This is a genomic window from Terrabacter sp. BE26 (assembly GCF_041941675.1).
Taxonomy (GTDB): Bacteria; Actinomycetota; Actinomycetes; order Actinomycetales; family Dermatophilaceae; genus Terrabacter.
This window is the reverse complement of sequence record NZ_CP090122.1, coordinates 2,827,295-2,849,081: the sequence shown is the minus strand read 5'-3', so window position 1 is coordinate 2,849,081 and position 21,787 is coordinate 2,827,295. Positions and strand designations below refer to the sequence as shown.

Below are 21,787 nucleotides of genomic sequence, written 5' to 3'. Positions count from 1 at the left end.
CGCGCCGCACGCCCGGGCTCGACCCGCAGATCGTCGATGGCGTGGCCGGACCGCAGGTTTTGCCCTCCCCTAACCGGGAGTGGCATCCCGCCTAACCACCACCTTCCTAGCGTGGGGAGCGAAGCGGTTCGGACGCAACCAGAAGGGGACTCACGATGACTGTCGTCAGGACACGGCTTGCAGCGGCGGCGGGGCTGGGGGCCATCCTGCTCTCCGGCTGCGGCAACAGCCCCACCGCCCCCGCACCGGCGCCCACCTCTGCGCGCGTCGCATCTGCCACGACCAGCGGTCCTGGGCCACAGCCCACCGCGCCACCGTCCAGCTCCGATGCCGCCTCCTCTTCGGTCGGGTCCCCCACCCCCGCCGCCACCGAGAGCAACCCTCCGGGGGACATCCCCGACACCCAGGTCTACGTTCCCTTCACGCCCAACGGCACCCACATCAGTGTCAAGGTCCCCGAGGGATGGGCCCGAGCGACGACGGGCGGCGCGACGGTCTTCAGCGACAAGCTGAACCGCATCGAGGTCCACGTCGTCAAGACCACGACCGCGCCCACCGCGTCGACGGTCATGTCCATGGAAGTGCCTCAGCTCCGAGGCAGCGTGCCGAAGTTCGCATCACCGAAGGTGAAGACGGTCTCCAGGGCAGGTGGTCCTGTCGTGCTGCTGACCTACCAGGGTGACTCGGCGGTCGACCCGGTGACGGGCAAGGTGGTCCGCGACGCATTCGAACGGTACTCGTACTTCCGCCCCGGGACTCGGGTGGACCTGACCCTCTCGGGTCCCGTGAACGCGGACAACGTCGACCCGTGGCGCACGGTCTCGGACTCCCTGCGGTGGACGTCGTGATGTCCCTCCGCGGGCCGGGCGCCGCGGTCTCGGCCTCGTCCGGCCCCTTGACCGGGGACGTGAGGCCCGCGAGCTCGCAGCCGGCGGCCAGTGCCCTCACCGCCGATCGCCTCTATCGGTTCTTCCGCACTGGCGAAGAGGAAACCCTTGCCCTTCGGGGAGTCTCGTTGGCGGTCGCTCCCGGAGAGACGGTGGCAGTGGTCGGTCCTTCCGGGTGCGGCAAGTCCACGCTGCTGGGATGCCTCGCCGGACTCGACGAGCCCGATGGCGGGACAGTGCGCGTGGGTGGGCAGCGGCTCAGCCACCGTCCTGAGGCTGAACGGGCGCGACTGCGGGCGCAGCGCATCGGCGTCCTGCTGCAGAGCCGAAATCTGCTGCCACACCTGAACGTCCGGGCCAACATCGAGCTCGCCCGCACGGCCGGCAATGCAGGCCCGCGGCTGCGAGGCACGACCCAGCGCCCGAGCACACCCGTCGGGGTGACGGAGCTGCTCGAGCGGGTGGGCCTGTCAGCGCGCGCTCAGGCGTACGCGTCCGAGCTGTCCGGTGGTGAGCTCGCACGTGCGGGCCTGGCGGTTGCCCTGGCGAACGACCCGGACATCGTCCTGGCCGACGAACCCACGGGCGAGCTCGACGGAGACTCCGAGCAGCAGGTGCTCCAGCTCCTGCGTGACCGGGCGGGCGCGGGTGCCGCGCTCCTGGTGGTCACCCACAGCACACGCGTCGTCGCCATCGCCGACCGCGTCATCCACCTTCACGACGGGATGGTGACCTCATGACCGCGCTCCCAGCATCGTCGGCTCGGCCCGCGCTCGCCGTGACCTGCGAGGGTGTCGCTCGCACGTTCGGCCGCGGGGAACGAGCAGTCGTGGCCGTGCACGGCAGCAGCTGCGAGGTGCCCTTCGGGTCACGCATCGCGATCGTGGGTCCTTCCGGCTCAGGCAAGTCGACGTTGTTGCACATCATGGCCGGGCTCGAGACGCCCACGGCGGGACGCGTGTCCTGGCCCGGTCTGCCCGCCTCCGAGCCCGAACGGCGGGGACGGGTCGGCGTCGTCTTCCAGAGCCCCAGCCTCGTGCCGGCGCTGACGGTGGCCGAGAACGTCGCGCTGCCTCTCGTGCTGGCCGGCGTGCCCGACGCGGACGCCGACGAGCGCGTCGAGGAGGCGATGCAGCTGGTGCAGGTGGCCGAGCTCGCCACCCAGCTCCCCGAGGAGCTGTCCGGAGGACAGGCCCAACGCGTGGCCGTCGCGCGTGTCCTGGCGAACAGACCGTCCCTGATCCTGGCCGACGAGCCCACGGGACAGCTCGACCGCGCGAACGGCCAACACCTGATCGACGTGCTGCTCGCCACGGCCGAGGAGCTCGATGCGGCCCTGGTGGTCTCCACCCACGACATCGAGGTCGCAGAGAGGCTGGAGGAGCGGTGGCGGATGCACGAGGGACGACTGAGCACGGACGACACGGAGCTGAGGCCTTCGCGCGCGCCGCGTGGACCGCACGCAGGCGCGACCACGGCGGGTGACCGGAGATGACCGGCGCCTGGCTCATGGGCCTGCTTCGACGGCGCGGGGGGCGCCTGCTGGCGGTCAGCGTCGGTGTCGCCGTCGCCGTCTCCCTGATCGCGTCCATCGGGACGTTTCTGACGGTCTCGCAGCAGAGCATGACAGCACGAGCCCTGCGGTCGGTGGCCGTCGACTGGCAGGTCGAGGTTCAGCCGGGGGCCGACCCGGCCGCGGTTCGTGCCACCGTTGCCAGGTCTGACGGGGTCCGCGCAGCGTTGCCTGTCACGTTCGCTCGCAGCACCGGTCTGCAGGCCACCGCTGAAGGGACGACGCAGACGACCGGCGCGGCCGTGGTGCTCGGGCTTCCGGACGGCTACCGCACGCAGTTCCCGGGAGAGATCCGCCAGCTCAGCGGCGCCCCGAACGGGGTGCTCGTGGCCCAGCAGACCGCCTCCAACCTGCACATCCGCCCGGGCAGCCACGTGGTCGTGGGCCTCGGCCCGTCACGATCAGCGACGGTCACCGTCGCCGGCGTCGTCGACCTGCCCCAGGCCGACTCGCTGTTCCAGAAGGTGGGGGCCCCGGTCGGTGCGCAACCGTCTGCGCCACCGGACAACGTGATCCTGCTGCCTGCGCGCACGTTCGCCAGAGTCGTCAGTGGCCAGCCTGCGGCTCCCGCCCAGGGGACCCCCGGCCCGGCGACCCCGGTGGTCCCGGTGACGACCCAGATCCACGTCGCCCGATCGGCGCCGCTGCCGAGCGACCCGGCCGGTGCCTACGGGGCGGTCCTGGGAGCCGCGCACAATCTCGAGGCGGCCTTGGCCGGTACCGGGGTGGTCGGCAACAACGTGGGCGCGGCTCTCGACGCCGCCCGCTCGGATGCCGCCTACGCCCAGATGCTCTTCCTGTTCCTGGGACTGCCGGGTGCCCTGTTGGCCGCCATGCTCACGGCCGCCCTCGTCGGCGCCGGGGCACAACGTCGCCGCGACGAGCAGGCACTGCTCCGCACCCGCGGACTGTCCCCGCGGGCCATCGGACGCCTGGCGGCCACCGAGGCGGCACTCGTCGCCACCGGGGGAGCCGTTCTCGGACTGGTGGCAGCCGCGATCGCCTCCAGGTGGGCTTTCGGCCAGGGCAGCGCACCCGGCGCAGACGGCTCGCCCGGGATCGTCCGGCTCTCCCCCGCGTGGGCGCTCATCGCGGTCCTGTTCGGCGCCGTCGTCGCGGGGACGACGGTGTTGGTGCCCGCCCTCCGGGACCTGCGTCAGCTGACCGTCTCGCGGGCCCGGCACGCCGTGGGCCGGGCCCGGTCCCCGTGGTGGATGCGCTACGGCGTGGACCTCTGCATCCTCGCCCTCGCCCTGGTGGTGTTCTGGGTCTCCAGCAGCGACAACTACACGCTCGTCCTGGCACCGGAAGGTGTCCCGTCCATCTCGGTGTCCTACTGGGCCTTCCTCGGCCCGACCCTGCTGTGGCTGGGCGGCGCCATGTTCCTGTGGCGCCTGGCCACCATGGGCCTCGCCCACGGCCGCGGCCCCTTGGCCCGCTTCATCACCCCGTTGACCGGTCGACTGGCCAAGCCCGCAGCGGCCACCATGTCACGGCAGCGGCGCCCTTTGACCCGATCGGTCGTCCTGCTCGGTCTGGCGATCTCGTTCGCTGCCTCGACCGCGACCTTCAACGCCACGTACCAGCAGCAGGCCGAAGCAGACGCGCAGCTCACCAACGGCGCGGACGTCGCGGTCACCCCCGCCCCGGGAGCGCCGCTGTCCGCGAAGGCGACTGCCGCGATTGCCGCCACACCCGGCGTGACCCACGTCGAGCCGCTGCAGCACCGCTTCGCCTACGTGGGCGCCGACCTGCAGGACCTGTACGGGGTGCGTCCGAACCGCATCGCCTCGGTGACCGCGCTGCAGGACGCATACTTCCAGGGCGGCACCGCGCGCCAGCTCATGGCGACCCTCGCGGCCAAGCCCGACGCAGTCCTCGTCAGCGACGAGACCGTCAAGGACTTCCAGCTGCACCCCGGTGACCTGCTCAACCTTCGCCTCGAGAACCAGCGCACCCACCAGCTGACCACCGTCCCGTTCCACTACGCCGGGATCGCCAAGGAGTTCCCGACGGCACCCAAGGACAGCTTCTTCGTCGCGAACGCCGACTACGTGGCCAGGAAGACGGGGTCAGGCGCGGTCGGCACCTACCTGGTCGACACCTCCGGCACGAACCAGCCGGCCGTGGCCGCCACTCTGCGCCAAGCCCTCGGCACCAGCGCCACCGTCACCGACATCACCCAGACCCGGGCGGTCGTCGGATCCAGCCTGACCTCGGTCAACCTCGCCGGTCTGACCCGTCTCGAGCTGGCCTTCGCCGTCATCCTGGCGGCAGGCTCGGGCGGGCTCGTGCTGGCCATCGGCCTGGCGGAACGACGCAGGACCATGGCGATCATCTCGGTCCTGGGTGCTCGACGTCGGCAGCTGCAGGGCCTGGTCATGGCAGAGGCGGCCGTCGTCGCCGTAGGAGGCCTGGTCGGCGGCGCCCTCATCTCCTGGGCCCTCAGCCAGATGCTCGTCAAGGTGCTCACCGGGGTCTTCGACCCGCCACCCTCGAGCATCGCCATCCCCACCGTGTACCTGACCGTGACGGCGGCCACCGTGCTGGCCGCTCTCGCAGCGGCCGCCGGGTTCAGCGCCCGCTCATCGACACGACCGGCCGTGGAGGAGCTGCGAGACGCGTGACCGTCCGGCCGTCGCGATGACGCACCCGGCAACAGACAGTGGTCCGAGATCTTGGGGCCCTAGCATCAAGACCATGTCAGCGACGTGGGGGTCCTCCGGCGTCCCGGTCGTCATCGTCGAGGACGACGCCGTCATCGGCCGCCAGCTCCAGCAGGCCCTCGAGGGCCACGGCTACCGCAGCAGGTGGTTCCACACCGGTCAGAGAGCGCTCGAACATCTCCGTACCGGCCCCTGCGAGGTGATGCTCCTGGACCTCGGGCTACCTGACTCCGACGGCGTCGACATCGCCCGGCAGGTCCGCGCCGAGTTCCCCGAGCTGTTGATCATCATGCTGACCGCCCGCGCGGCGGAGATAGACGTCATCGCCGGACTCGACGCAGGTGCAGACGACTACATCACCAAGCCGTTCACCGTGACGGTGCTACTCGCCCGCCTACGGGCGCATCTGCGCCGCCACGCGCCCAACGACGATGCCCAGCTGGCCTGCACCGTGCTGGGCGCGCTCACCATCGAGCGGTCCTCCCGACGCGTCTTCGTCGACGATCACGAACTACCGCTGCGTGCCAAGGAGTTCGACCTCCTTGCGACCCTGGCCGAGCAGACCGACACGGCGGTGAGCCGCGAACAGCTCATGGCTCAGGTGTGGGACGAGAACTGGTACGGCTCCACCAAGACCTTGGACGTGCACATCGCACATCTGCGATCGGTCCTGTTCGCCGCTGGGGCCAACGCCGCAGGCCGGATGCCCACCATCACCACACTGCGCGGACACGGGTACCGCCTGGACGCCCCACCCCGCCTCGAGCCTGGAGACCACGAAGGACGGCACCCCGAACCGCAGTGAGCCGGCGCAGCGCGCTGTCCCGCGCCGCTCCGGGAACCGGTCAGGAGACGCGCGACGCGCTCTGCCGGGCCGTCCAAGCGCGCATTGCCACGCGAGCCAGCGTGATCCCCGATGCGGCCGCGATGAGCCCAATTCCGAGTCCGCCGAGGATGTCAGGGACGTGGTGCACGTGAGCGGCCACGCGGGACATGCCGACGACGACGGCGAGTAGCACCAGGAAGATGCCGATGCGTCGCCGGTACGCCAGCACGAGGCCTGCGACGGCAGCCGCTGCGGCCGTGTGGTCGGAAGGGAAGCCGTTGTCGGCAGCATGGGCGATCGCGGGTGCCAGGCCGTCCACGACGAAGGGGCGAGGGTCGGTCCAGATGGCGCTCATGGCCACGATGAGGACCCCGAGGACCGCGAGAGCCAGCACACCTGCCACGAGGAGCTCGAGCTTGCGCGGGCGGTCCAGCGTGAGCCATGCGCCGGCTGCGATCAGCAGCATGAGGAAAAGGGTGTAGGTCGCCAGAAACGCCACGAAGGTCACCGACCCATGATGCCTGCCGCTGTCTGTGTGCCGGCTGGGAGGGCGACGGGCGGCGTGCTCGCCGAGATCGCTGTCGGAGTACACCAAGGTGGCGCCGCTACCGTGCTGGGGCGCGCCGGCGACCGCCGGGGCCCGTGACCACGTCCCTGCTACGCCACCAGGAGCCCTCTGCCTGTGAAGCTGTCCTTGATCGCCTCCACCACCTCCGCGTTGCGCGTCCGCGCCGACCTACGCCGAGCCGGCGCGGCAGCAGCCTTCTCGTTCGTCGTGCTCGTGGTCGTCGCCACATTCGGGGTGCCGCAGTCACCGCAGCTGACCCCGCGCCTGATCACGTTCCTCGGTGCCCTCGTCTTCGCCGTCAGTGCTGCCGTCGCCGTCCGCTCCACGGCGAACGAGCTCGCCCGTGTCGTCGGGGCCCGAGCCAGCGCGGGCACGTCGTCGAACCTGCGTCTCTGGGTCACGATGATCGGCTACGTCCTCGTCGGGCTCCTGGCGCTCACCGTGCTGCACGTGCCGATCGAGAAGCTGCTCCTCTCCGGGGCGATCACGGGCGTTGTCATCGGCATCGCCGCCCAGCAGGCACTGGCCAACCTCTTCGCCGGTCTCGTGCTGCTGACCTCGAGACCCTTCGAGGTCGGGTCCTGGATCGTGCTCAAGTCCGGCGCCCTCGGCGGCGACTACCACGGTCGGGTCGTCGGCATCGGCCTGACGTACACCGAGATCCTCACCGAGGACGGCCCGTTCTCCCTGCCCAACGGCAGCGTTCTGGCTGCCGCCACCGGTCCGCGCACAGCACCTGAGAGCTCCCAGGCGGCGCGTGACGCACGGGAGAGTGGGCTCCCTGACGTCGCCCGACAGTCACCGAGACACCTGATGTGACTGCTCGGCCATCGGCTTGACCCTCGACGGCATGACAGCGCCTGCCACCGTTCCTCAACCTCGAGACCACGCACCTCGGGCGCCGGGACGGCTGGCTTTGTCAGATTTCCCAGTAGGGCTTCAGCCGGGTTGTGGAGGGTTTGGGGCGACAGCCCGACACGACCAGAGAGAATCCTATGTCTGACATCGTCACCTCCGTCCACGACCGCGGGAAGAGTGACCTGTCCAGCGCGTCGTGGCTCAACAAGGTGCCAGCCATCACCGCCACGTTCTGGCTCATAAAGATCCTGTCCACGACGATCGGCGAGACCTTCGCCGACTACCTCAGCGTGCAGGTCGGACTGGGCACCGCCGTGACCGACGGGGCGATGATGACGCTGCTCGCCATCGCGCTCGTCGCCCAGCTCAGGGCCCGGCGACTGATCCCCTGGCTGTACTGGCTCACCGTCGTGCTCGTGAGCATCGTCGGCACCCAGATCACCGACTTCTTCACCGACACCCTCGGCGTCAGCCTCTACGTCAGCACCGCCGTCTTCGCCGTCGTGCTCGCCGTGGTGTTCACGGTGTGGTGGCGCCAGGAACGCACCCTGGCGATCACGGCCATCGACACCCCGCGCCGCGAGCGGTACTACTGGGGCGCGATCCTGACGACCTTCGCCCTGGGCACCGCCGGTGGCGACCTCGCCACCGAGGCGCTCTCGCTCGGGTTCCGCAACGGCGCCCTCATCTTCGGCGGCCTCATCCTCGCCGTCTGGGCCGCCCGACGGCTCGGCCTCAACGGCGTCCTGGCGTTCTGGATCGCCTATGTGCTGACCCGTCCGCTCGGGGCCTCGCTGGGTGACCTGCTGACCCAGGACCGCTCCTTCGGTGGCCTGGGTCTCGGGGCGAGCCTGACGAGCCTGGTGTTCCTTGCCGTGATCGTCGTCCTGGTGGCGCGCGAGCAGGTCAACGCAAACCGTCACGGCATCCGGGCCAAGGGTGAGGCCCCGGCAGTCCACCCGCACCGGGACTACGCGTGGGCGGCTGCCGGTGCCGTCGCGGTCGTGGCCGCGGCCGTGGCCCTGGCGCCCGCGCCGACACCGGCGGCGGCCGCCCCCGCCGCGACCACCGGAACGGGGAAGGGGGCGCACGTCAACCCGCTGGAGGCCGACCCCACCTCGCCGATCGGTGACCTGCGTCCGTTCGCCGTCATCGTCGACGACGTGGCGACGAAGGCGAAGAAGGGTGACCTGACGGCGGCGACGGCGCGGGTCAAGGACCTCGAGGTCGCCTGGGACAACGGCGAGGCAGCGATGAAGCCCGCCTCACCCGACGACTGGCACACGATGGACTCGGCCATCGACGGCGCCCTCACCGCCCTCCGGGCGACCCCGCCGACCAAGGCGGCCTGTGTGGCAGCGCTGACCAACCTGCAGTCCACGATCGGGACGCTGGAGAAGAAGCAGTAACCAGTCCTGAGCGCGCCACCGGCCTCACGTGTGCCTGAGGCATCGGCTCGTCCACGAAGGAAGCGGTCCCGCTCCGGGACCGCTTCCTTCGGCACGTCGGCGTGCTTGCCATTGGTGGGCGTGCAGGGTCATGGTCGGAACAAAGAAGGAACCCCGCCCCCTCCCGCGTGTTTCCGCAGGTGGGACGGGGTTTCTCATCGGTGGAGCTGAGGGGATTCGAACCCCTGACCTTCTCATTGCGAACAGGTGCCGGGCCGTTGTCGTGCTCGTCCGGGTGCTCTGCATGCGTTACCTCGGCACCCTTGTCGGACGGGAGTTTCGGGGCTCGGGGGACACCGGGGGGACACGACTCGAGCACGCGGGTCTGCGCAGTGACGGGAACGCTCCGAGCTGGGAGGTGCCGCGCGGAAGGCGCTCGTGCAAGCCAGCCGAGCGGGTCGTCGTCCTCGCCGCGCGCTTGAGGTGGGCAGTGGTCCTCCGGGGGAGCCGGCTAGGCACTCAACGGCTGGGGCCTCCCTCGTCCAGGCGCTTGAGTCCCGGCCATGGGTCGTCGGAACGGCTGTCGACTGGCCGTGCGCCGCCGACCTTTGGCCGAAGCGCGGGGTGCGGTGGGGTGCGCGTAGGCGCGCCAGCGCCGAAGCGCGGGGTCCCCATCGCGGGGTCCCGCGCTTCTTCGCGCCGGAGGCGCGCTTGAGCCAGTACAGAAACTCCTCACGGAATCGCATCCCGGCTCCGCTGGGGCACGCGGGCGGCGGCATGACCGAACCCGGGCCTGCGACACTGCGGGTGTGCGAAACCGGCCTGACCGAGATTTGCTGCTTCTTCATCGACGGGTGCAGGCGGTCAATCCGCCCATGCCCGCGGATGAAGCGACCGAAGCCGCGTGGGATGCGTGGATGGACTTGCAGGACTTGCAGGCCATCCTGGCCGGTTTGGTGAGCCGAGGATGGCAGGACGTTAGTGCTGCGGACCAAGCGGCGTGGCGTAGAGAGGTCTCCGATCACCTGGCCAAGCGGTCTGTCGTTGACCTGCTTGGGGACGCAGCGGACGATGCGCGTCGGCTCGCGGCGACCCTAGGCGTGCTCGCCTAGGCGTGTTCTGCGAATCGCCTCAGCGATCAGCGGCAGTTGAGGACGTCGGGTGCCGTGCTCGCGACTCCCGAGTGATGTAAACAAGCACCCATGTCCTCGGAAGATCCTGGGCCACGCGATCCGAGACTGGATCCCTACCGTGACGCCGTGTGGGAACTCAGCAGAAACGGCAGGGTGGAAGCCCACCTCGTCACTCAGGTGGAGCACTTCCGCTACTGGCCGTTCGGTCGTGAACGCCACGAACGGCTGTTCTGCAGGGTGTGCTGGCCGGACGGCCGCTCGTCTCCACCCGAGGAGGACCTCGGACCCGAGTGGTACACCGTTGAGGAGCTCGAGCAAGGCAAGTTTGAGAGCGGATACGACAGCGGCGGTGTCTTTGACGCCAAGCCGCTCAAAGGCAGTGCTCGTGACGAACTTTGGGAGCGGTACGGCCCACCGTAAAAGCTCTCTTTGACGCGGGGTAAGGGCCGATCGACCCAGGGCATGCCTTCGCGCTCGGCGGCATGTCCGGATGTCGCCTACGACGCGGGAAGCCCCATCGCATGCAGCTGCTCCCGGAGGTCGTCGTAGTCGGCGTCGGGGTTGAGTTCCGCGAGGGTCGAAGGATCGAGCGGGTGTGACGTGTAGACCGCGCTGATGGCTGCTTCGCTGGGGTCCATCTCGAGGTAGTCCTGGGCGAAGCGCTCGAATGCTTGGGGGCTGTCGTCGAGGATGAGCTCAAAGAGTTCTTCGGCGCCGTCAGCGTCCGTCTCGCCCGTCGGAGGGGTGGCGGACCCCGAGTGCCACGTCTGTCCGTCCTCGGACCAGAAGGCCGCCGTGGCCATGAAGGTGTCGGCGATCTGGAACCGTGCGTCCCGCGTCAAGGGTTCGAACTCGGCCGGCATGCCGTCGAGGAGCCCAGGCCACAGCGAGACGGGTGTTCGCGTGAAGGGGCTCATGGGGGCCTCGTGTGCGAACCCCCAGCCGAACACTGCGTCGCGGGTGAAGGCGATGTAGTAGCGATCGCCTGAACCGTTGTCCATGCTGGCTAGCGCCATCCCGGAGGTGTCGCGCGGATCGAACCGGAAGTAGCGATCCTCGGGGTCATCGTCAGGGCTCAGCGCGACGTCCAGGACGGCGAGAGCGATGGACAGTTCTCGCAGGCGGTCAGGAGAAGGAAGTCGGTCAAGAAGTTCGGCGATGGTCACGAGCGAAAGACTGACACGAAAGGCCCTCTTGCAGACCGCGGCGCGGCATGTGCGGAACATCTCCGTGGCCATGCGATTCACGTGAGACGAGAATGCTTGCCATGGTCAGGAAGTCGAAAGGACCGACCTTCGCGGAGTTGCTCAAGCAGCCAACCTGGAGCGAGGCAGAGCCCCGGGTGCCTGGGGAGTACGCCGTCCGTCCCGGCAAGTACAACGCTGCTGGTGAGCTCTTCGACCCCAGCGGGGCGCCTATCCGTCCGCAGCAGGAGTACGTTACACCGGAACTTGCGCAGGAACTAGTCAACGGTGGCGCGTTGGTCGCGCATGAGGGTTGCGGCTGTGGCGGCTGGCAAGGATGCCAGCCTGTGTGGCTGTCCGTGGACGCATTGAGGCGAGTGCGTTCCGGTCAGGCGCCAGAGTTGATCGGGAGCCATGGAACGCCCACTTGGATCGACGTCTGGAGCAGTGACGACGGAGTGATCGTTTATCTCCATGGCGACGTTCGGTGGGGTGACGAGATCCGGTAGTTGTTGCGCGCGGTCTAAGGCTGGCGTTATTCGAGCGGCTCCGAGCGCGGCATGAGCGCCCACACGGACGGTGCCGCGGGCACGACCAGACTGTGTGGCGTATCCGGCCGCGTCGCAGAAGTCGACCACTCGTGCTTTGGTGACGGCATGAACGGTGATCGTGTGGGGCGTCTCAAGACATCCGTCGAGGTCCTGGACGCATACGTTGCCGCGCTGGACCGGCGTCAAGAGGTACTGAACTGCATCTTCGAGAGCGAGACGGTGGAGGACGCGGAGGCTGCGATCGCGCACTTGCTGGGTGTTAGCGGCACCGCGGCCAAGGCTGTTGTGAACATGCAGTTCCGCCGCGCGACGCGAACGGACAGAGCACGAGTCATCGCCGATCGAGACGAGCACCGACGGCAGCTGTCCGGGCTTACCGATGACTAGGGCGCTCGTCCTCACATCGGCATGTGGGTGAAACTTCGACCGCGCGACACGCGGCGTGTTTCTTCGTCGTTCGGCGGCCTGGGCGTGGATGGTGGGAGGTGCGGACACACCCACACAAAAAGACCTGAACTGACAAAAACTGCGGGCTTGATGCCCTGGGGGTCGGCTCCCCACCCCGGCCAGAGGCCATCCACACGAATAGCCGCTCACACACACGACACGCATCTTCTGGTCCGCCATCTTCTTCGTGATCTCTTGACGTGACTTGGCGTGTGCGCGGCTCCCCGCGACGCCGGCATCTTCTTCTCGATCGTTTCTGGGCCGCCCTTTCGGACCGGGTGTGCCGTGCAGCGGGAGCCGCAGTACCTGCACGGCACACCCACCCGGACCGGTTAGGGAAGGGGGTGGCCGATAATGACCCGGGAAACACGAGACCGCGTCTGGGACGCCGTCCCCCTCCGTTCGACAGAGCAGGCTGGTGAGGGCCACCCGCTCGACCTGGACCACCTCGACGCGGCGACCGAGGCGCAGGTCCTGGCCCGGTTGCTGTCGCGTGACTTCGACGCCTGGTCCGAGGCCGCCTCGCGGGTTGGTCACTGCGCCAGGCCGATCCGGCTGCACGGCTCCTCGCAGACGGTCGACGGCGCGACGGGTGAGGTGCTCTCGAGCTTCTCCTCGGCCGACAGCCCGCTCGGGGTCCTGCACGTCCGCTGTGGCAACCGTCGCGCGGTGGACTGCCCGTCCTGCTCGAGGCTGTACGCGGCGGACACGTTCCACCTGATCCGGGCCGGGGTCGTCGGCGGCAAGGGCGTCCCCGAGCAGGTGGGCGAGAACCCAATGGTGTTCGCCACCTTGACCGCGCCCTCGTTCGGGCTGGTCCACGGCACTCGGGGCGGCCGCACGTGCCGGCCCTTCACACCCAAGGGCCAGGACCAAACCTGTGAGCATGGACGGTCGACGGTGTGCCACACCCGGCACGCCGACGGGGACCAGCTGCTCGGGCAGCCGCTCTGCCAGGACTGCTACGACTACGAGAGCCACCTCGTCTGGCAGTGGTGGGCACCCGAGCTGTGGCGCCGGTTCACCATCGATCTGCGTCGCGCCCTCGCCAAGACTCTCGGCGTCCCCGAGACCCGGCTGCCGGACCTCGTGACGGCGCAGTACGCGAAGGTCGCCGAGTACCAGCAGCGCGGCATCGTGCACTTCCACGCCCTCATCCGGCTCGACGGCCCCAAGTCGGCGGACGGTTTCGCGCTCGCGCCGGCCGGTATCACCGCATCGCTGCTCGCGAGGCTGGTCGAGCAGGCCGCCGCTGGAGTCGTCTTCGATGCGCCCCCGCTGAACGAGGCCGATGTGGTGCGCCGGCTGCGCTTCGGCACCCAGCTCGACTCCCGCCCCGTCGCCGCCGCCCGGCGGACCGACGACCCGGACCGCGCCCTCACCCCGGAGCAGGTCGCCGGCTACCTAGCGAAGTACGCGACGAAGTCCGCCACCGACTCCACCGACACCGCCAGCCCCCACGCCCGCCGGCTGCGGGCAACCATCGCGCAAGTCACCGACCCGATCCACGCGGACGCCCGCCGCGACGGCATCCCGCTCCGGGAGCACCCGTACGGGCTCCTGTTCAAGTGGCGGCACATGCTCGGCTTCCGTGGTCACTTCTCCACCAAGTCACGCCGCTACTCGATCACCCTCGGCCAGCTGCGCCGCCGCCGGGTCCGCTACGAACGCGCCCTCGCGGCCGCGAACCGCGAAGGCCGGACCCTCGACGTCCGCGACCTCGACGACCTCCTGCTGGACGACACCGAGGAGACCACCCTCGTCGTCGGCCAGTGGACCTACGCCGGATCCGGCTGGGACACCGACGGCGACGCCGAGCTCGCCCGCGCCGCCGCAGCCCGCGCCCGCGAGTACGCCCAGGAACGAGCAGCGAACAGACACCAGAACGGCTGAGAGAGAAAGGAGTTCGAACATGAAAGTAGAGGAGCCAGAGAGGCCGGAGCCTCCAGTTCTGCCGGTGCTACTGACCTCCCGGGAGGTCGCCGCCGCCTTGCAGGTGTCGCAGGCAACGCTGAGCCGGTGGCGCCAGACGGGGCACGGTCCGCGGGTCGTGTGGCTGTCGCCCTACGCCCCGAGGTACCGCCCTGAGGACGTGACCAAGTGGCTGGAACGGATGGCGGCATGAGCATCAGCAAGATGCCCAACGGCCGCTTCCGGGCTCGGCTCAAGAGCGGCCGGGTCGGCGTCGCCAGCAAGGTCTTCGACACCCGCCGCGAGGCCAAGGCATGGCTCGACCGGGAACGAGCAGCCCTGGCCGGCGGTGTCGACCCGCGCGCCGGACGCGAACGGGTCAGGCCCTTAGTACAGCGGTGGCTGGAGGTCCGGCGGGTCACCGTGGCGGCCAAGACCTACCGCGCCGACCAGGACCTGCCCAGACTGATGCCGACGAGCATGCTCGCCCTGCAGGTCTCGGCGGTCTCCGGTCGGGAGGTCGCCCGGTCCTTCGAGGCACTGCTCGCCGTGGGCCTCGCCGAGGGGTCGGTCGTGCGCTTCCGCGCCAGCCTGTCGTCGTTCTTCAGCTGGTGCGTGCGCGAGAAGCTCATCCTGGCCAACCCGGTGACCGGCGTGCGGGTGCCGCGCCAGTCCGACGAGACGGACGAGATGGACCCCTTCAGCGAAGCCGAGCTGGAGGAGGTCTACGCCGTCTGGCATGCGACGGCGCCGCGGCTGGCCGACGTCCTGCTCGTTCTCGCGTGGACCGGCCTGCGGTGGGCGGAAGCCCGGTCGCTGCGCGTCGCCGACGTCGTCGAGGTCCCGACGCCGGGGCTGTTGGTGCGCCGGTCGCAGCCGGAAGGCGGGGCGGTGAAGTCGACAAAGGGGCGGTCCTCGCGTCGCGTTCCGCTCGCCAACCGGGTGCTCCCCATCGTGCTGGCCATGAGCGTCGGCAAGGCACCTGGCGATCTGCTCCTCACGACCGAGCGCGGGTCGCAGCTTCATCGGTCGGCGGTCCTGCGCACCCTGGAGTGGCCGACCACCGGCCGGGGTCGCCGGATCCACGACCTGCGCCACACCGCGGCGTGTCTCTGGCTGGCCCGTGGCGTCGACCCGGGGACCGTCCAGGCGTGGATGGGTCACGAGTCCATCGGCACGACGAACCGGTACCTGCACTTCCTCGGGACGGGTGCCGATTTGGCGGGTCTGGCGAGGCTCAATGTGACCCCGGGGGACACCGGGGGGACACATCGGCAGGAGACGGGCGGATGACAAAGAGAGAACCCCGCCCCTTCCTGCACGTTTCTGCAGGTGGGACGGGGTTTCTTCTCGGTGGAGCTGAGGGGATTCGAACCCCTGACCTTCTCATTGCGAACGAGACGCGCTACCAACTGCGCCACAGCCCCAAGGTGCGAAGGAACGATAACACCACGCCGACCGGCATACCGAATCGGCTGGCCCCCAGGATCCTGGGGGCCAGCCGAACAGCCCTCCCGGGTAAGGGTTGGGCATGCCTCACGCACGGATCGGCGTCTCCGGGTGGCGCTACGCGTCGTGGCGCGGCGACTTCTACCCGAAGGGCCTGCCGCAGCGGCTCGAGCTGACGTATGCCGCCGAGCGCATGACGTCCATCGAGATCAACGGCTCGTTCTACTCCCTCCAGCGCCCGAGCTCGTATGCCGCGTGGCGGGCGGCCTTGCCCGCCGACGTGGACTTCGCGGTCAAGGGTGGGCGCTTCATCACCCACATGAAGGCGCTGCGCGACGTCGAGACCCCGCTGGCGAATTTCTTCGCGAGCGGGGTCCTCGCGCTCGGCCCCCAGCTCGGCCCGGTGCTGTGGCAGCTACCGGCCCGCGTCGAGTTCGACCCGGATCGCGTCCGGCGTTTCCTCGAGCTGCTCCCGCAGTCGACGGGCGAGGCCGCACGGCTGGCCGAGAAGCACGACGACAAGCTCAAGGAGGACCGCATCCTGACGACCTGCGAGGTCGACGTCCGGATGCGGCATGCTCTCGAGCCGCGGCACGACAGCTTCGACACCGAGGAGGCGCGGGCGCTGTGCGCCGAGCACGGCGTGGCCATGGTCATCGCCGACAGCGCCGGCACGTGGCCGGTCATGGACGACGCGACGAGCGACTTCCGCTACGTGCGGCTGCACGGCGAGACCGAGCTCTACGCCAGCGGGTACACGGACGAGTCCCTCGACCGATGGGCTCGCACCTGCGGTCACTGGATGGAGCAGGGGCACGACGTGCACGTCTACTTCGACAACGACGCGAGGGGGCATGCGCCACACGACGCGGTGCGCCTGCTGCAGCGCCTGGGGGTGCCCACCGCCGCCGCGCCCCATTGAGGCCAAGACGCAGGGCACAGTGGCGCAGCTCGCGCCGGAGGTGCTTGCCGAGCGTCTGCCGTCGGCGCGAGCGTCGTCGGCTGGTCAGCCGCGTCGCTGTGCCTCGAGGTAGCCGCGCAGTGAGATCGGGTGCCGACCGGTGACCCGCTCGACGTCACCGCTCACCCCGTCGAGCTCCCCTCGCGCGACAGCTGTATAGGTCGACACCCACGCGTCCACCTGCCAGTCGGGAGCACCGTAGGCCGCACGGGAGGCGTATGCCTCCTCGAGGGTCTCGTCGTGGAAGCGCACCGGGCGACCCGTCACGTCGCTGACGACCTGCGCCATCTCTGTGAAGGTGAGGGCCTCGGGACCGGTGAGGTCGTAGGTGGCCCCCGCATGGGCCGCCGGGTCGAGCAGCACCGCGGTCGCCACGGCCGCGATGTCCTCGTGCGCGACGACGGCGGCGCGGCCCGCGTCCGCCGGCCCGCGGATGACGCCGTCCTCGCCGACCATCTGCTCGACGAACTCCAGGTAGAGGTTGTCGCGGAGGAAGGTCCACGCCATGCCGGAGGCGCGAAGGTGCTCCTCGGTGGCGGCGTGGTCCCGGGCTAGGGTGAAGGTCGCGTCGGGCGCGGCGCCGAAGAAGGACACGTAGACGACGTGATGCACTCCGGCGGCTGCGGCGGCGTCGACGAAAGCCTTGTGCTCGCCGAGGCGGTCGGCGTTCTCGGCCGCCGACACCATGAACAGCGTCTCGACACCCTCGAGCGCCGTTTGCGCGGCCGCTGCGTCCCCGTAGCTGCCCTGCGCCGCAACGGATCCCGCCAGCCGAGGCGCCCTCGCCACGTCGCGGACGAGCAGCCGCTGCGGCACGCCGCGAGAGGCAAGGTCGCGGGCCACGAGGCCGCCCAGCCATCCGGTCGATCCGCTGACCGCGAGCGTTGGGGCGGCGTCCACGGCCGGGGTGCTCATGACCCGAGCGTAGGCGCCCTCGACGGCGGAGGTGCCCGGGCAGCGACCGGACCCTCGAGCGCGGCGGGTGCTCCGCGCACGAGCACACCCCGCGGCATACGGTGGGACGGTGACTCACAACCCTGGTGACCGCCCCGGCACGCTGTCCGAGGCAACGGCCCCTGTCCCCCGGCCGGGCGGCGTGGACGCAGCCGCCCACGACGGCCGTTCCCCCGGCGCCGCCGACGAGCTCCCGGGCATCGAGGCGGCCGCGGTCCCCCCGGGCATCCGGGTCGCCGCCGACTGGGCCTGGCGCCTGCTGCTCATCGGTGCCTTCGTCTACCTCACCTCGATGGCCCTGCGGACGGTGTCCGAGATCATCGTCCCCGTCGCCATCGCCCTGCTCCTCGCGGCGCTCCTGCGGCCGGTCGCCAACTGGCTCCAGCACCGGATGAAGCCCGGGGCCGCCGCCGGGATCACTCTGGTGGGCACGATCATCCTCGTCAGTGCGCTCTTCACGATGGTGGGCTCGCAGTTCAGCAGCGGCTTCTCCGACCTGACGGGCCAGGTGGCGACCGGGCTCGAGACGGTGCGCGACTGGGTGCGCTCGACCTTCCGCATCTCCGACGCACAGTTCAACAGCTACTTCGACACCATCCGGCAGAAGGTGAGCAGCTCGGGCAACCTGGGCGACGCCGCCACCTCGGTGGGTCTGACCGCCACCCACGTCCTCGCGGGGCTGTTCATCGCGCTGTTCTCGCTCTTCTTCTTCCTCTACGAGGGCCCTCGCATCTGGTCGTGGGTCGTCGGCCTCTTCCCGCGGGCCGTCCGCTCGCGAGTGCACTCATCTGGCGTCATCGCCTGGGGGCAGATGTCCGCCTTCGTGCGGGCCACGATGATCGTGGCCCTCGTCGACGCGGTCGGCATCGGCGTCGGCGCGGCGATCCTCAAGGTGCCCTTCGCCTTCGCCATCGGCATCCTCGTGTTCCTCTTCGCGTTCATCCCGATCGTCGGGGCGCTGCTCTCCGGCGCGGTCGCGGTGCTGCTCGCCCTCGTGGCCCACGGCCCGGGCATCGCCCTGATCATGCTCGCCGTCGTCATCGGCGTGCAGCAGCTCGAGGCGCACGTCCTGCAGCCGTTCCTGCTCGGCAAGGCCGTCAGCGTGCACCCGCTCGCCGTCATCCTCGCGATCGCCGCCGGGTCGATCATCGCGGGCATCGTCGGGGCCCTCGTCGCGGTCCCGTTCGCGGCTGTGATCAACGCCGTCGGCAAGCACCTCTTCGGTGACGAGACGCAGCAGCAGCTCGACCGCGAGATGCAGGAGTCGGCCGACGACGGTGGGTCACCGGCGAACGCCTGACCGCCGCTGCACCGTCATCCTCGGTGCGCGCGTCCCGCGGTGGCCGGGCCCCTTGTGGGCCGGCCGTTGCCCGGGGCGCTGGTGGCCCCCTTGGACACCGCTCCTTCCGGCAGCGGTATCCGACGCGCGAGCCGCCGCACAGGCGGGGCGGCGACTCGGACACTGCTCCGCTCACGGGAGCGGTGGCCGATGGGCGAGGGCAGAACAGCCGGCTTGTCCCGGCGCCGCTCCTACTGGGAGACGGCGCGGCGGGCAAAGAGCGCGCGGTCGTCGAGCTCGTCGGCCTCCTCCGCGAACTCCGGGGTGTCGAAGACGTCGGCCGGGATGCCGCTGTCGGTCCACCGCGGCTCGGCCTTGGCCTTGAGCGCGTAGGTCGGGAGCGGCACGGGCACCGGGCTCCAGCTCCCCTCGGGGGCCTGCTGGGCAGCCGGGGCGAGCACAGGGGTGAGGGCAGGCGCGGGGGCTGGCACCGGGACGCCCCGGGTGACGAGTGCCTGGACGTCGAAGACGCCCTTCTCGGCGCGCGCGCCGGGCTGGTGCTGGGCGTGCCGTGCCGCAGCGGCGGGGCGTGCGCCGTGGGAGACCGACCCGGACTCGGCGGCGGCGGTGCTGCGGATCACCTGGGTGTCCTCGCTGGACAGGACGGGCACGAGGCCGCTGTCGTCGCGACGCCCCCGACCGTGACGGCGACGCCGGTGGGGCGTCTCGTCCTGCGCGTAGGTGCCGGAGTGCGACTCGGAGTGGGGCGGCGAGTAGGACCCGGTGCTCGAGCGCAGCCGGTCGGCCCTGGCCTCGGCCCGCAGCCAGACGACGACGGCAACGACGGTCAGGACGGCGAACGGCACCGACACCCACATGAGCACGTGCGTGAGCGTCAGCACGACCGACACCGGGAGCCACAAGAGCGCGAGGACCAGAAGCGCCGCCCGCAGCCGACGCTGGGCCACCGGTACCGGCGCCGGACCGGCTGCCGCGCTGCCGACACGTCCGGTGTCCGCCCGGCTGGTGGTCGAGCGTGCGGTCTGGGGCATGCGGTCCACCTCGGCGTAGGGGGCGAAGTCGTGTCGGGCCAGGTCGTGCTGGCCGTGCGCGTGGACGCGCCGGGCGACCAGTGGCGAGCTGCGCCGCGACGCGCCGGCCGGCACGGCTCGCTTCACGTCCACCGTGGGACGCGCGGCGTTCGCCGGCTTGACGGCATACGAGTGGGGACGCGGCGTGCTGAGCTGGGGAGCCGGCAGGGCCGGCCGCTTCTCGAGCACGCGCATCGCCTCGGAGAACCCCTCCATGGAGCGAGTGGCGGCCGCGTCCTCACGGCGACGCGCCCAGTGCTGCACGAGATAGGCGGCCCAGATCGCCACGATGACGACGAAGACAAGGCTGCTGACGGGCACGGGACCACGGTAGGACGCCGCCAGGCGGCAACCCTGCACATTCAGGGTGTGTCGCGCAAGAGGCTGGTGTTACACCTGTGACAGACGAGCCGTGAGGCTCGCCCCGGCGAGGTCCTCGACCGTCACGGCGAAGGACCGGTGGTCGCGCCACTGCCCGTCGATGTGCAGGAAGCGGCGCCGGATTCCCTCGTCGCGCAGGCCGAGCCGCTCGGCAACCCGCAGGGAGGGAAGGTTGTCGAGGCGGATGTTGAGCTCGACGCGGTGCAGCCCTCCGTGCCCGAGCGCGTGGTCCACTGCGAGCGCCACGGCGCGGGTCGCGATGCCCTGCCCGGTCATGGACTCGTCCAGCCAGTACCCCACAGCCGCGGACTGCTGGGCGGCACGGACGATGCCGAAGAGGTGCACCTGCCCGACGATGCGCCCGCGCACCTCGATGCACCACGGCATCGCCCGGTCGGCCCGGGCCTCGGCGTCCAGGTCCCGCACGAACTGGCGGAAGCTCACCGGCGCCCTGGCCGGCGCTCCCGGCGGGAGCGTCGGCTCCCACGGCTGGACGTGGTGGGCGTTGTCACGGCGGACGCGCTGCCACTCCGACTCGTCCTGGACGCGCAGCGGCCGCAGCACGATCGCCGGCTCCGACGTGGCGTCCCGCAGGACGAGCGGCCACGTGGCCGACCCGTCGCGGTGGGGGCGCCAAGGCATCCTCATGCCGTCACGTCAGCGGCCGCTCGAGTCGTCGCTCGAGTCGTGGCTCGGGTGGTCGCTTCCGGGGATCTGGTCGAGGGCGTGACCGAGGACCGGTGCGAGCACGTCGAGCGCGTCCGTGACGCCACCTCGCGAACCGGGCAGGTTTGCCACGAGCGTGCGGCCGGCCAGACCGACGAGCCCGCGGGAGAGCATCGCAGTCGGCACTCCCCTGGCCACGCCGGCGGCGCGGATCGCCTCAGCCACACCGGGGACGAGCCGGTCGACCAGCGGTGCGGTCTGCTCCGGCGTCACGTCGGTCGGGGTGAGGCCGGTGCCCCCCGTGGTCAGCACGAGGTCCGGCTCGCTGGCCAGCACCTCGCGCAGCGCCATGCCGAACTCGTCGCCGTCGGGCACGACGACGGGCGGGCCGGCGTGGAAGCCCCACGCACGCAACCGCTCGACGATGACGGGGCCGGACCTGTCGGCGTAGACGCCCGCCGCGGCCCTGGTCGAGACCGTCACCACGACGGCGCGGCGCCCCGCGCCGATGGCCTCACTCATGCCAGTCCCCCGACCGGCCGCCGGACTTGGCCGTGACCCGGACGTCGGTGATGCGGCCGTGCTTGTCGACGGCCTTGACCATGTCGATGAGCGCGAGCGCGGCCACGGAGACGGCGGTGAGCGCCTCCATCTCGATGCCGGTGCGGTCGGCGGTGCGCACGGTGGCGGTGATGTGGGCGCCGTCGTCGGCGACCGTGACCTCCACCTCCACGCCGTGCACGGCGATGGGGTGCGCGAGCGGGATCAGCTCGGGCGTGCGCTTGACCGCCTGGATGCCGGCGATGCGCGCGACGGCCAGCGCGTCGCCCTTGGGCACCCGGCCCGATCGCAGGGCCGCCACGGCCTGTGGGCTGAGGAGCACCCTGCCGGCGGCACTCGCCTCTCGGGCGGTGACGGCCTTGGCCGAGACGTCGACCATGTGCGCGCTGCCGTCCGCCCGGACGTGCGTCAACGAGGGAGGCGGCTCCGCGCCGGCGCCCCCGGCCGGCCGCG

The 21,787-nt window shown here is 70.6% G+C and carries 21 protein-coding genes and 1 tRNA gene; 14 read left to right on the top strand and 8 right to left on the bottom strand.

Features of this window, described 5'->3' with window-relative positions; translation table 11 throughout:
• Window positions 1–155: 155 nt before the first annotated feature.
• From LQK93_RS13165 to LQK93_RS13145, 5 genes are all read left to right on the top strand, one after another.
• The gene (locus LQK93_RS13165) at window positions 156–848 is read left to right on the top strand and encodes a hypothetical protein (protein ID WP_374968231.1); all 693 of its coding nucleotides are present in this window, start codon (window positions 156–158) and stop codon (window positions 846–848) included.
• Window positions 848–1,627 (top strand): ABC transporter ATP-binding protein, encoded by a 780-nt coding sequence (locus LQK93_RS13160; RefSeq protein ID WP_374971507.1) that lies wholly within the window; start codon window positions 848–850, stop codon window positions 1,625–1,627. The genes LQK93_RS13165 and LQK93_RS13160 overlap by 1 nt, the downstream gene beginning before the upstream one ends.
• The gene (locus LQK93_RS13155) at window positions 1,624–2,382 is read left to right on the top strand and encodes an ABC transporter ATP-binding protein (protein WP_374968230.1); all 759 of its coding nucleotides are present in this window, start codon (window positions 1,624–1,626) and stop codon (window positions 2,380–2,382) included. The genes LQK93_RS13160 and LQK93_RS13155 overlap by 4 nt, the downstream gene beginning before the upstream one ends.
• Entirely contained in the window at window positions 2,379–5,087 is a 2,709-nt protein-coding gene (locus LQK93_RS13150) for an FtsX-like permease family protein (RefSeq protein WP_374968229.1), read from the top strand. The genes LQK93_RS13155 and LQK93_RS13150 overlap by 4 nt, the downstream gene beginning before the upstream one ends.
• Before the next feature lie 73 nt (window positions 5,088–5,160).
• Window positions 5,161–5,931: a response regulator transcription factor gene (locus LQK93_RS13145; RefSeq protein ID WP_374968228.1), complete on the top strand. Its 771-nt coding sequence runs from the start codon at window positions 5,161–5,163 to the stop codon at window positions 5,929–5,931.
• 40 nt (window positions 5,932–5,971) lie between these two features.
• Here the strand turns inward: LQK93_RS13145 and LQK93_RS13140 are convergent, their stop codons facing one another.
• Entirely contained in the window at window positions 5,972–6,460 is a 489-nt protein-coding gene (locus tag LQK93_RS13140; RefSeq protein ID WP_374968227.1) for a phosphatase PAP2 family protein, read from the bottom strand.
• A 174-nt stretch (window positions 6,461–6,634) separates the two neighbouring features.
• Between LQK93_RS13140 and LQK93_RS13135 the strand changes: the two genes are divergently transcribed.
• From LQK93_RS13135 to LQK93_RS13125, 3 genes are all read left to right on the top strand, one after another.
• Window positions 6,635–7,339 carry a mechanosensitive ion channel domain-containing protein gene (locus tag LQK93_RS13135; RefSeq protein WP_374968226.1) on the top strand — a complete coding sequence of 235 codons (705 nt, stop codon included), beginning with the start codon at window positions 6,635–6,637 and terminating at the stop codon, window positions 7,337–7,339.
• Between the two features lie 176 nt (window positions 7,340–7,515).
• Entirely contained in the window at window positions 7,516–8,787 is a 1,272-nt protein-coding gene (locus tag LQK93_RS13130) for a hypothetical protein (RefSeq protein WP_374968225.1), read from the top strand.
• A 1,238-nt stretch (window positions 8,788–10,025) separates the two neighbouring features.
• The gene (locus LQK93_RS13125) at window positions 10,026–10,319 is read left to right on the top strand and encodes a hypothetical protein (RefSeq protein ID WP_374968224.1); all 294 of its coding nucleotides are present in this window, start codon (window positions 10,026–10,028) and stop codon (window positions 10,317–10,319) included.
• Window positions 10,320–10,396: 77 nt separating this feature from the next.
• On the opposite strand, the gene LQK93_RS13120 is transcribed toward LQK93_RS13125, so the two are convergent.
• Window positions 10,397–11,065, bottom strand: coding sequence for a hypothetical protein (locus LQK93_RS13120; RefSeq protein WP_374968223.1), 669 nt, complete (start codon window positions 11,063–11,065; stop codon window positions 10,397–10,399).
• A 578-nt stretch (window positions 11,066–11,643) separates the two neighbouring features.
• Between LQK93_RS13120 and LQK93_RS13115 the strand changes: the two genes are divergently transcribed.
• The 4 genes from LQK93_RS13115 to LQK93_RS13100 all read left to right on the top strand — a co-directional run bounded on the left by LQK93_RS13115 (window position 11,644) and on the right by LQK93_RS13100 (window position 15,285).
• Window positions 11,644–12,021 (top strand): hypothetical protein, encoded by a 378-nt coding sequence (locus LQK93_RS13115; RefSeq protein WP_374968222.1) that lies wholly within the window; start codon window positions 11,644–11,646, stop codon window positions 12,019–12,021.
• Between the two features lie 414 nt (window positions 12,022–12,435).
• The gene (locus LQK93_RS13110; protein WP_374968221.1) at window positions 12,436–13,974 is read left to right on the top strand and encodes a replication initiator; all 1,539 of its coding nucleotides are present in this window, start codon (window positions 12,436–12,438) and stop codon (window positions 13,972–13,974) included.
• 64 nt (window positions 13,975–14,038) lie between these two features.
• Complete coding sequence (locus tag LQK93_RS13105; RefSeq protein WP_374968220.1) at window positions 14,039–14,206, top strand: helix-turn-helix transcriptional regulator; 168 nt, start codon at window positions 14,039–14,041, stop codon at window positions 14,204–14,206.
• Entirely contained in the window at window positions 14,203–15,285 is a 1,083-nt protein-coding gene (locus tag LQK93_RS13100) for a tyrosine-type recombinase/integrase (protein ID WP_374968219.1), read from the top strand. The genes LQK93_RS13105 and LQK93_RS13100 overlap by 4 nt, the downstream gene beginning before the upstream one ends.
• A gap of 61 nt (window positions 15,286–15,346) precedes the next feature.
• Here LQK93_RS13100 and LQK93_RS13095 read toward each other — a convergent pair.
• Window positions 15,347–15,419, bottom strand: a tRNA-Ala gene (locus LQK93_RS13095).
• A gap of 104 nt (window positions 15,420–15,523) precedes the next feature.
• On the opposite strand from LQK93_RS13095, the gene LQK93_RS13090 reads away from it, so the two are divergent.
• A complete protein-coding gene (locus LQK93_RS13090; protein ID WP_374968218.1) occupies window positions 15,524–16,363 on the top strand; it encodes a DUF72 domain-containing protein in 840 nt (279 codons plus the stop codon).
• Between the two features lie 84 nt (window positions 16,364–16,447).
• Here the strand turns inward: LQK93_RS13090 and LQK93_RS13085 are convergent, their stop codons facing one another.
• On the bottom strand, window positions 16,448–17,317 hold the full coding sequence (locus LQK93_RS13085) for an SDR family oxidoreductase (protein ID WP_374968217.1): 870 nt from the start codon (window positions 17,315–17,317) through the stop codon (window positions 16,448–16,450).
• A gap of 109 nt (window positions 17,318–17,426) precedes the next feature.
• Between LQK93_RS13085 and LQK93_RS13080 the strand changes: the two genes are divergently transcribed.
• Window positions 17,427–18,656: an AI-2E family transporter gene (locus LQK93_RS13080; RefSeq protein ID WP_374968216.1), complete on the top strand. Its 1,230-nt coding sequence runs from the start codon at window positions 17,427–17,429 to the stop codon at window positions 18,654–18,656.
• A gap of 230 nt (window positions 18,657–18,886) precedes the next feature.
• Here the strand turns inward: LQK93_RS13080 and LQK93_RS13075 are convergent, their stop codons facing one another.
• From LQK93_RS13075 to moaC, 4 genes are all read right to left on the bottom strand, one after another.
• On the bottom strand, window positions 18,887–20,047 hold the full coding sequence (locus LQK93_RS13075) for a hypothetical protein (RefSeq protein WP_374968215.1): 1,161 nt from the start codon (window positions 20,045–20,047) through the stop codon (window positions 18,887–18,889).
• A gap of 69 nt (window positions 20,048–20,116) precedes the next feature.
• Entirely contained in the window at window positions 20,117–20,749 is a 633-nt protein-coding gene (locus tag LQK93_RS13070) for a GNAT family N-acetyltransferase (protein ID WP_374968214.1), read from the bottom strand.
• Between the two features lie 15 nt (window positions 20,750–20,764).
• Entirely contained in the window at window positions 20,765–21,295 is a 531-nt protein-coding gene (locus LQK93_RS13065; protein ID WP_374968213.1) for a molybdenum cofactor biosynthesis protein B, read from the bottom strand.
• Window positions 21,288–21,713 (bottom strand): cyclic pyranopterin monophosphate synthase MoaC, encoded by a 426-nt coding sequence (gene moaC / locus LQK93_RS13060; RefSeq protein ID WP_374971506.1) that lies wholly within the window; start codon window positions 21,711–21,713, stop codon window positions 21,288–21,290. The genes LQK93_RS13065 and moaC overlap by 8 nt, the downstream gene beginning before the upstream one ends.
• Between the last annotated feature and the right edge of the window lie 74 nt (window positions 21,714–21,787).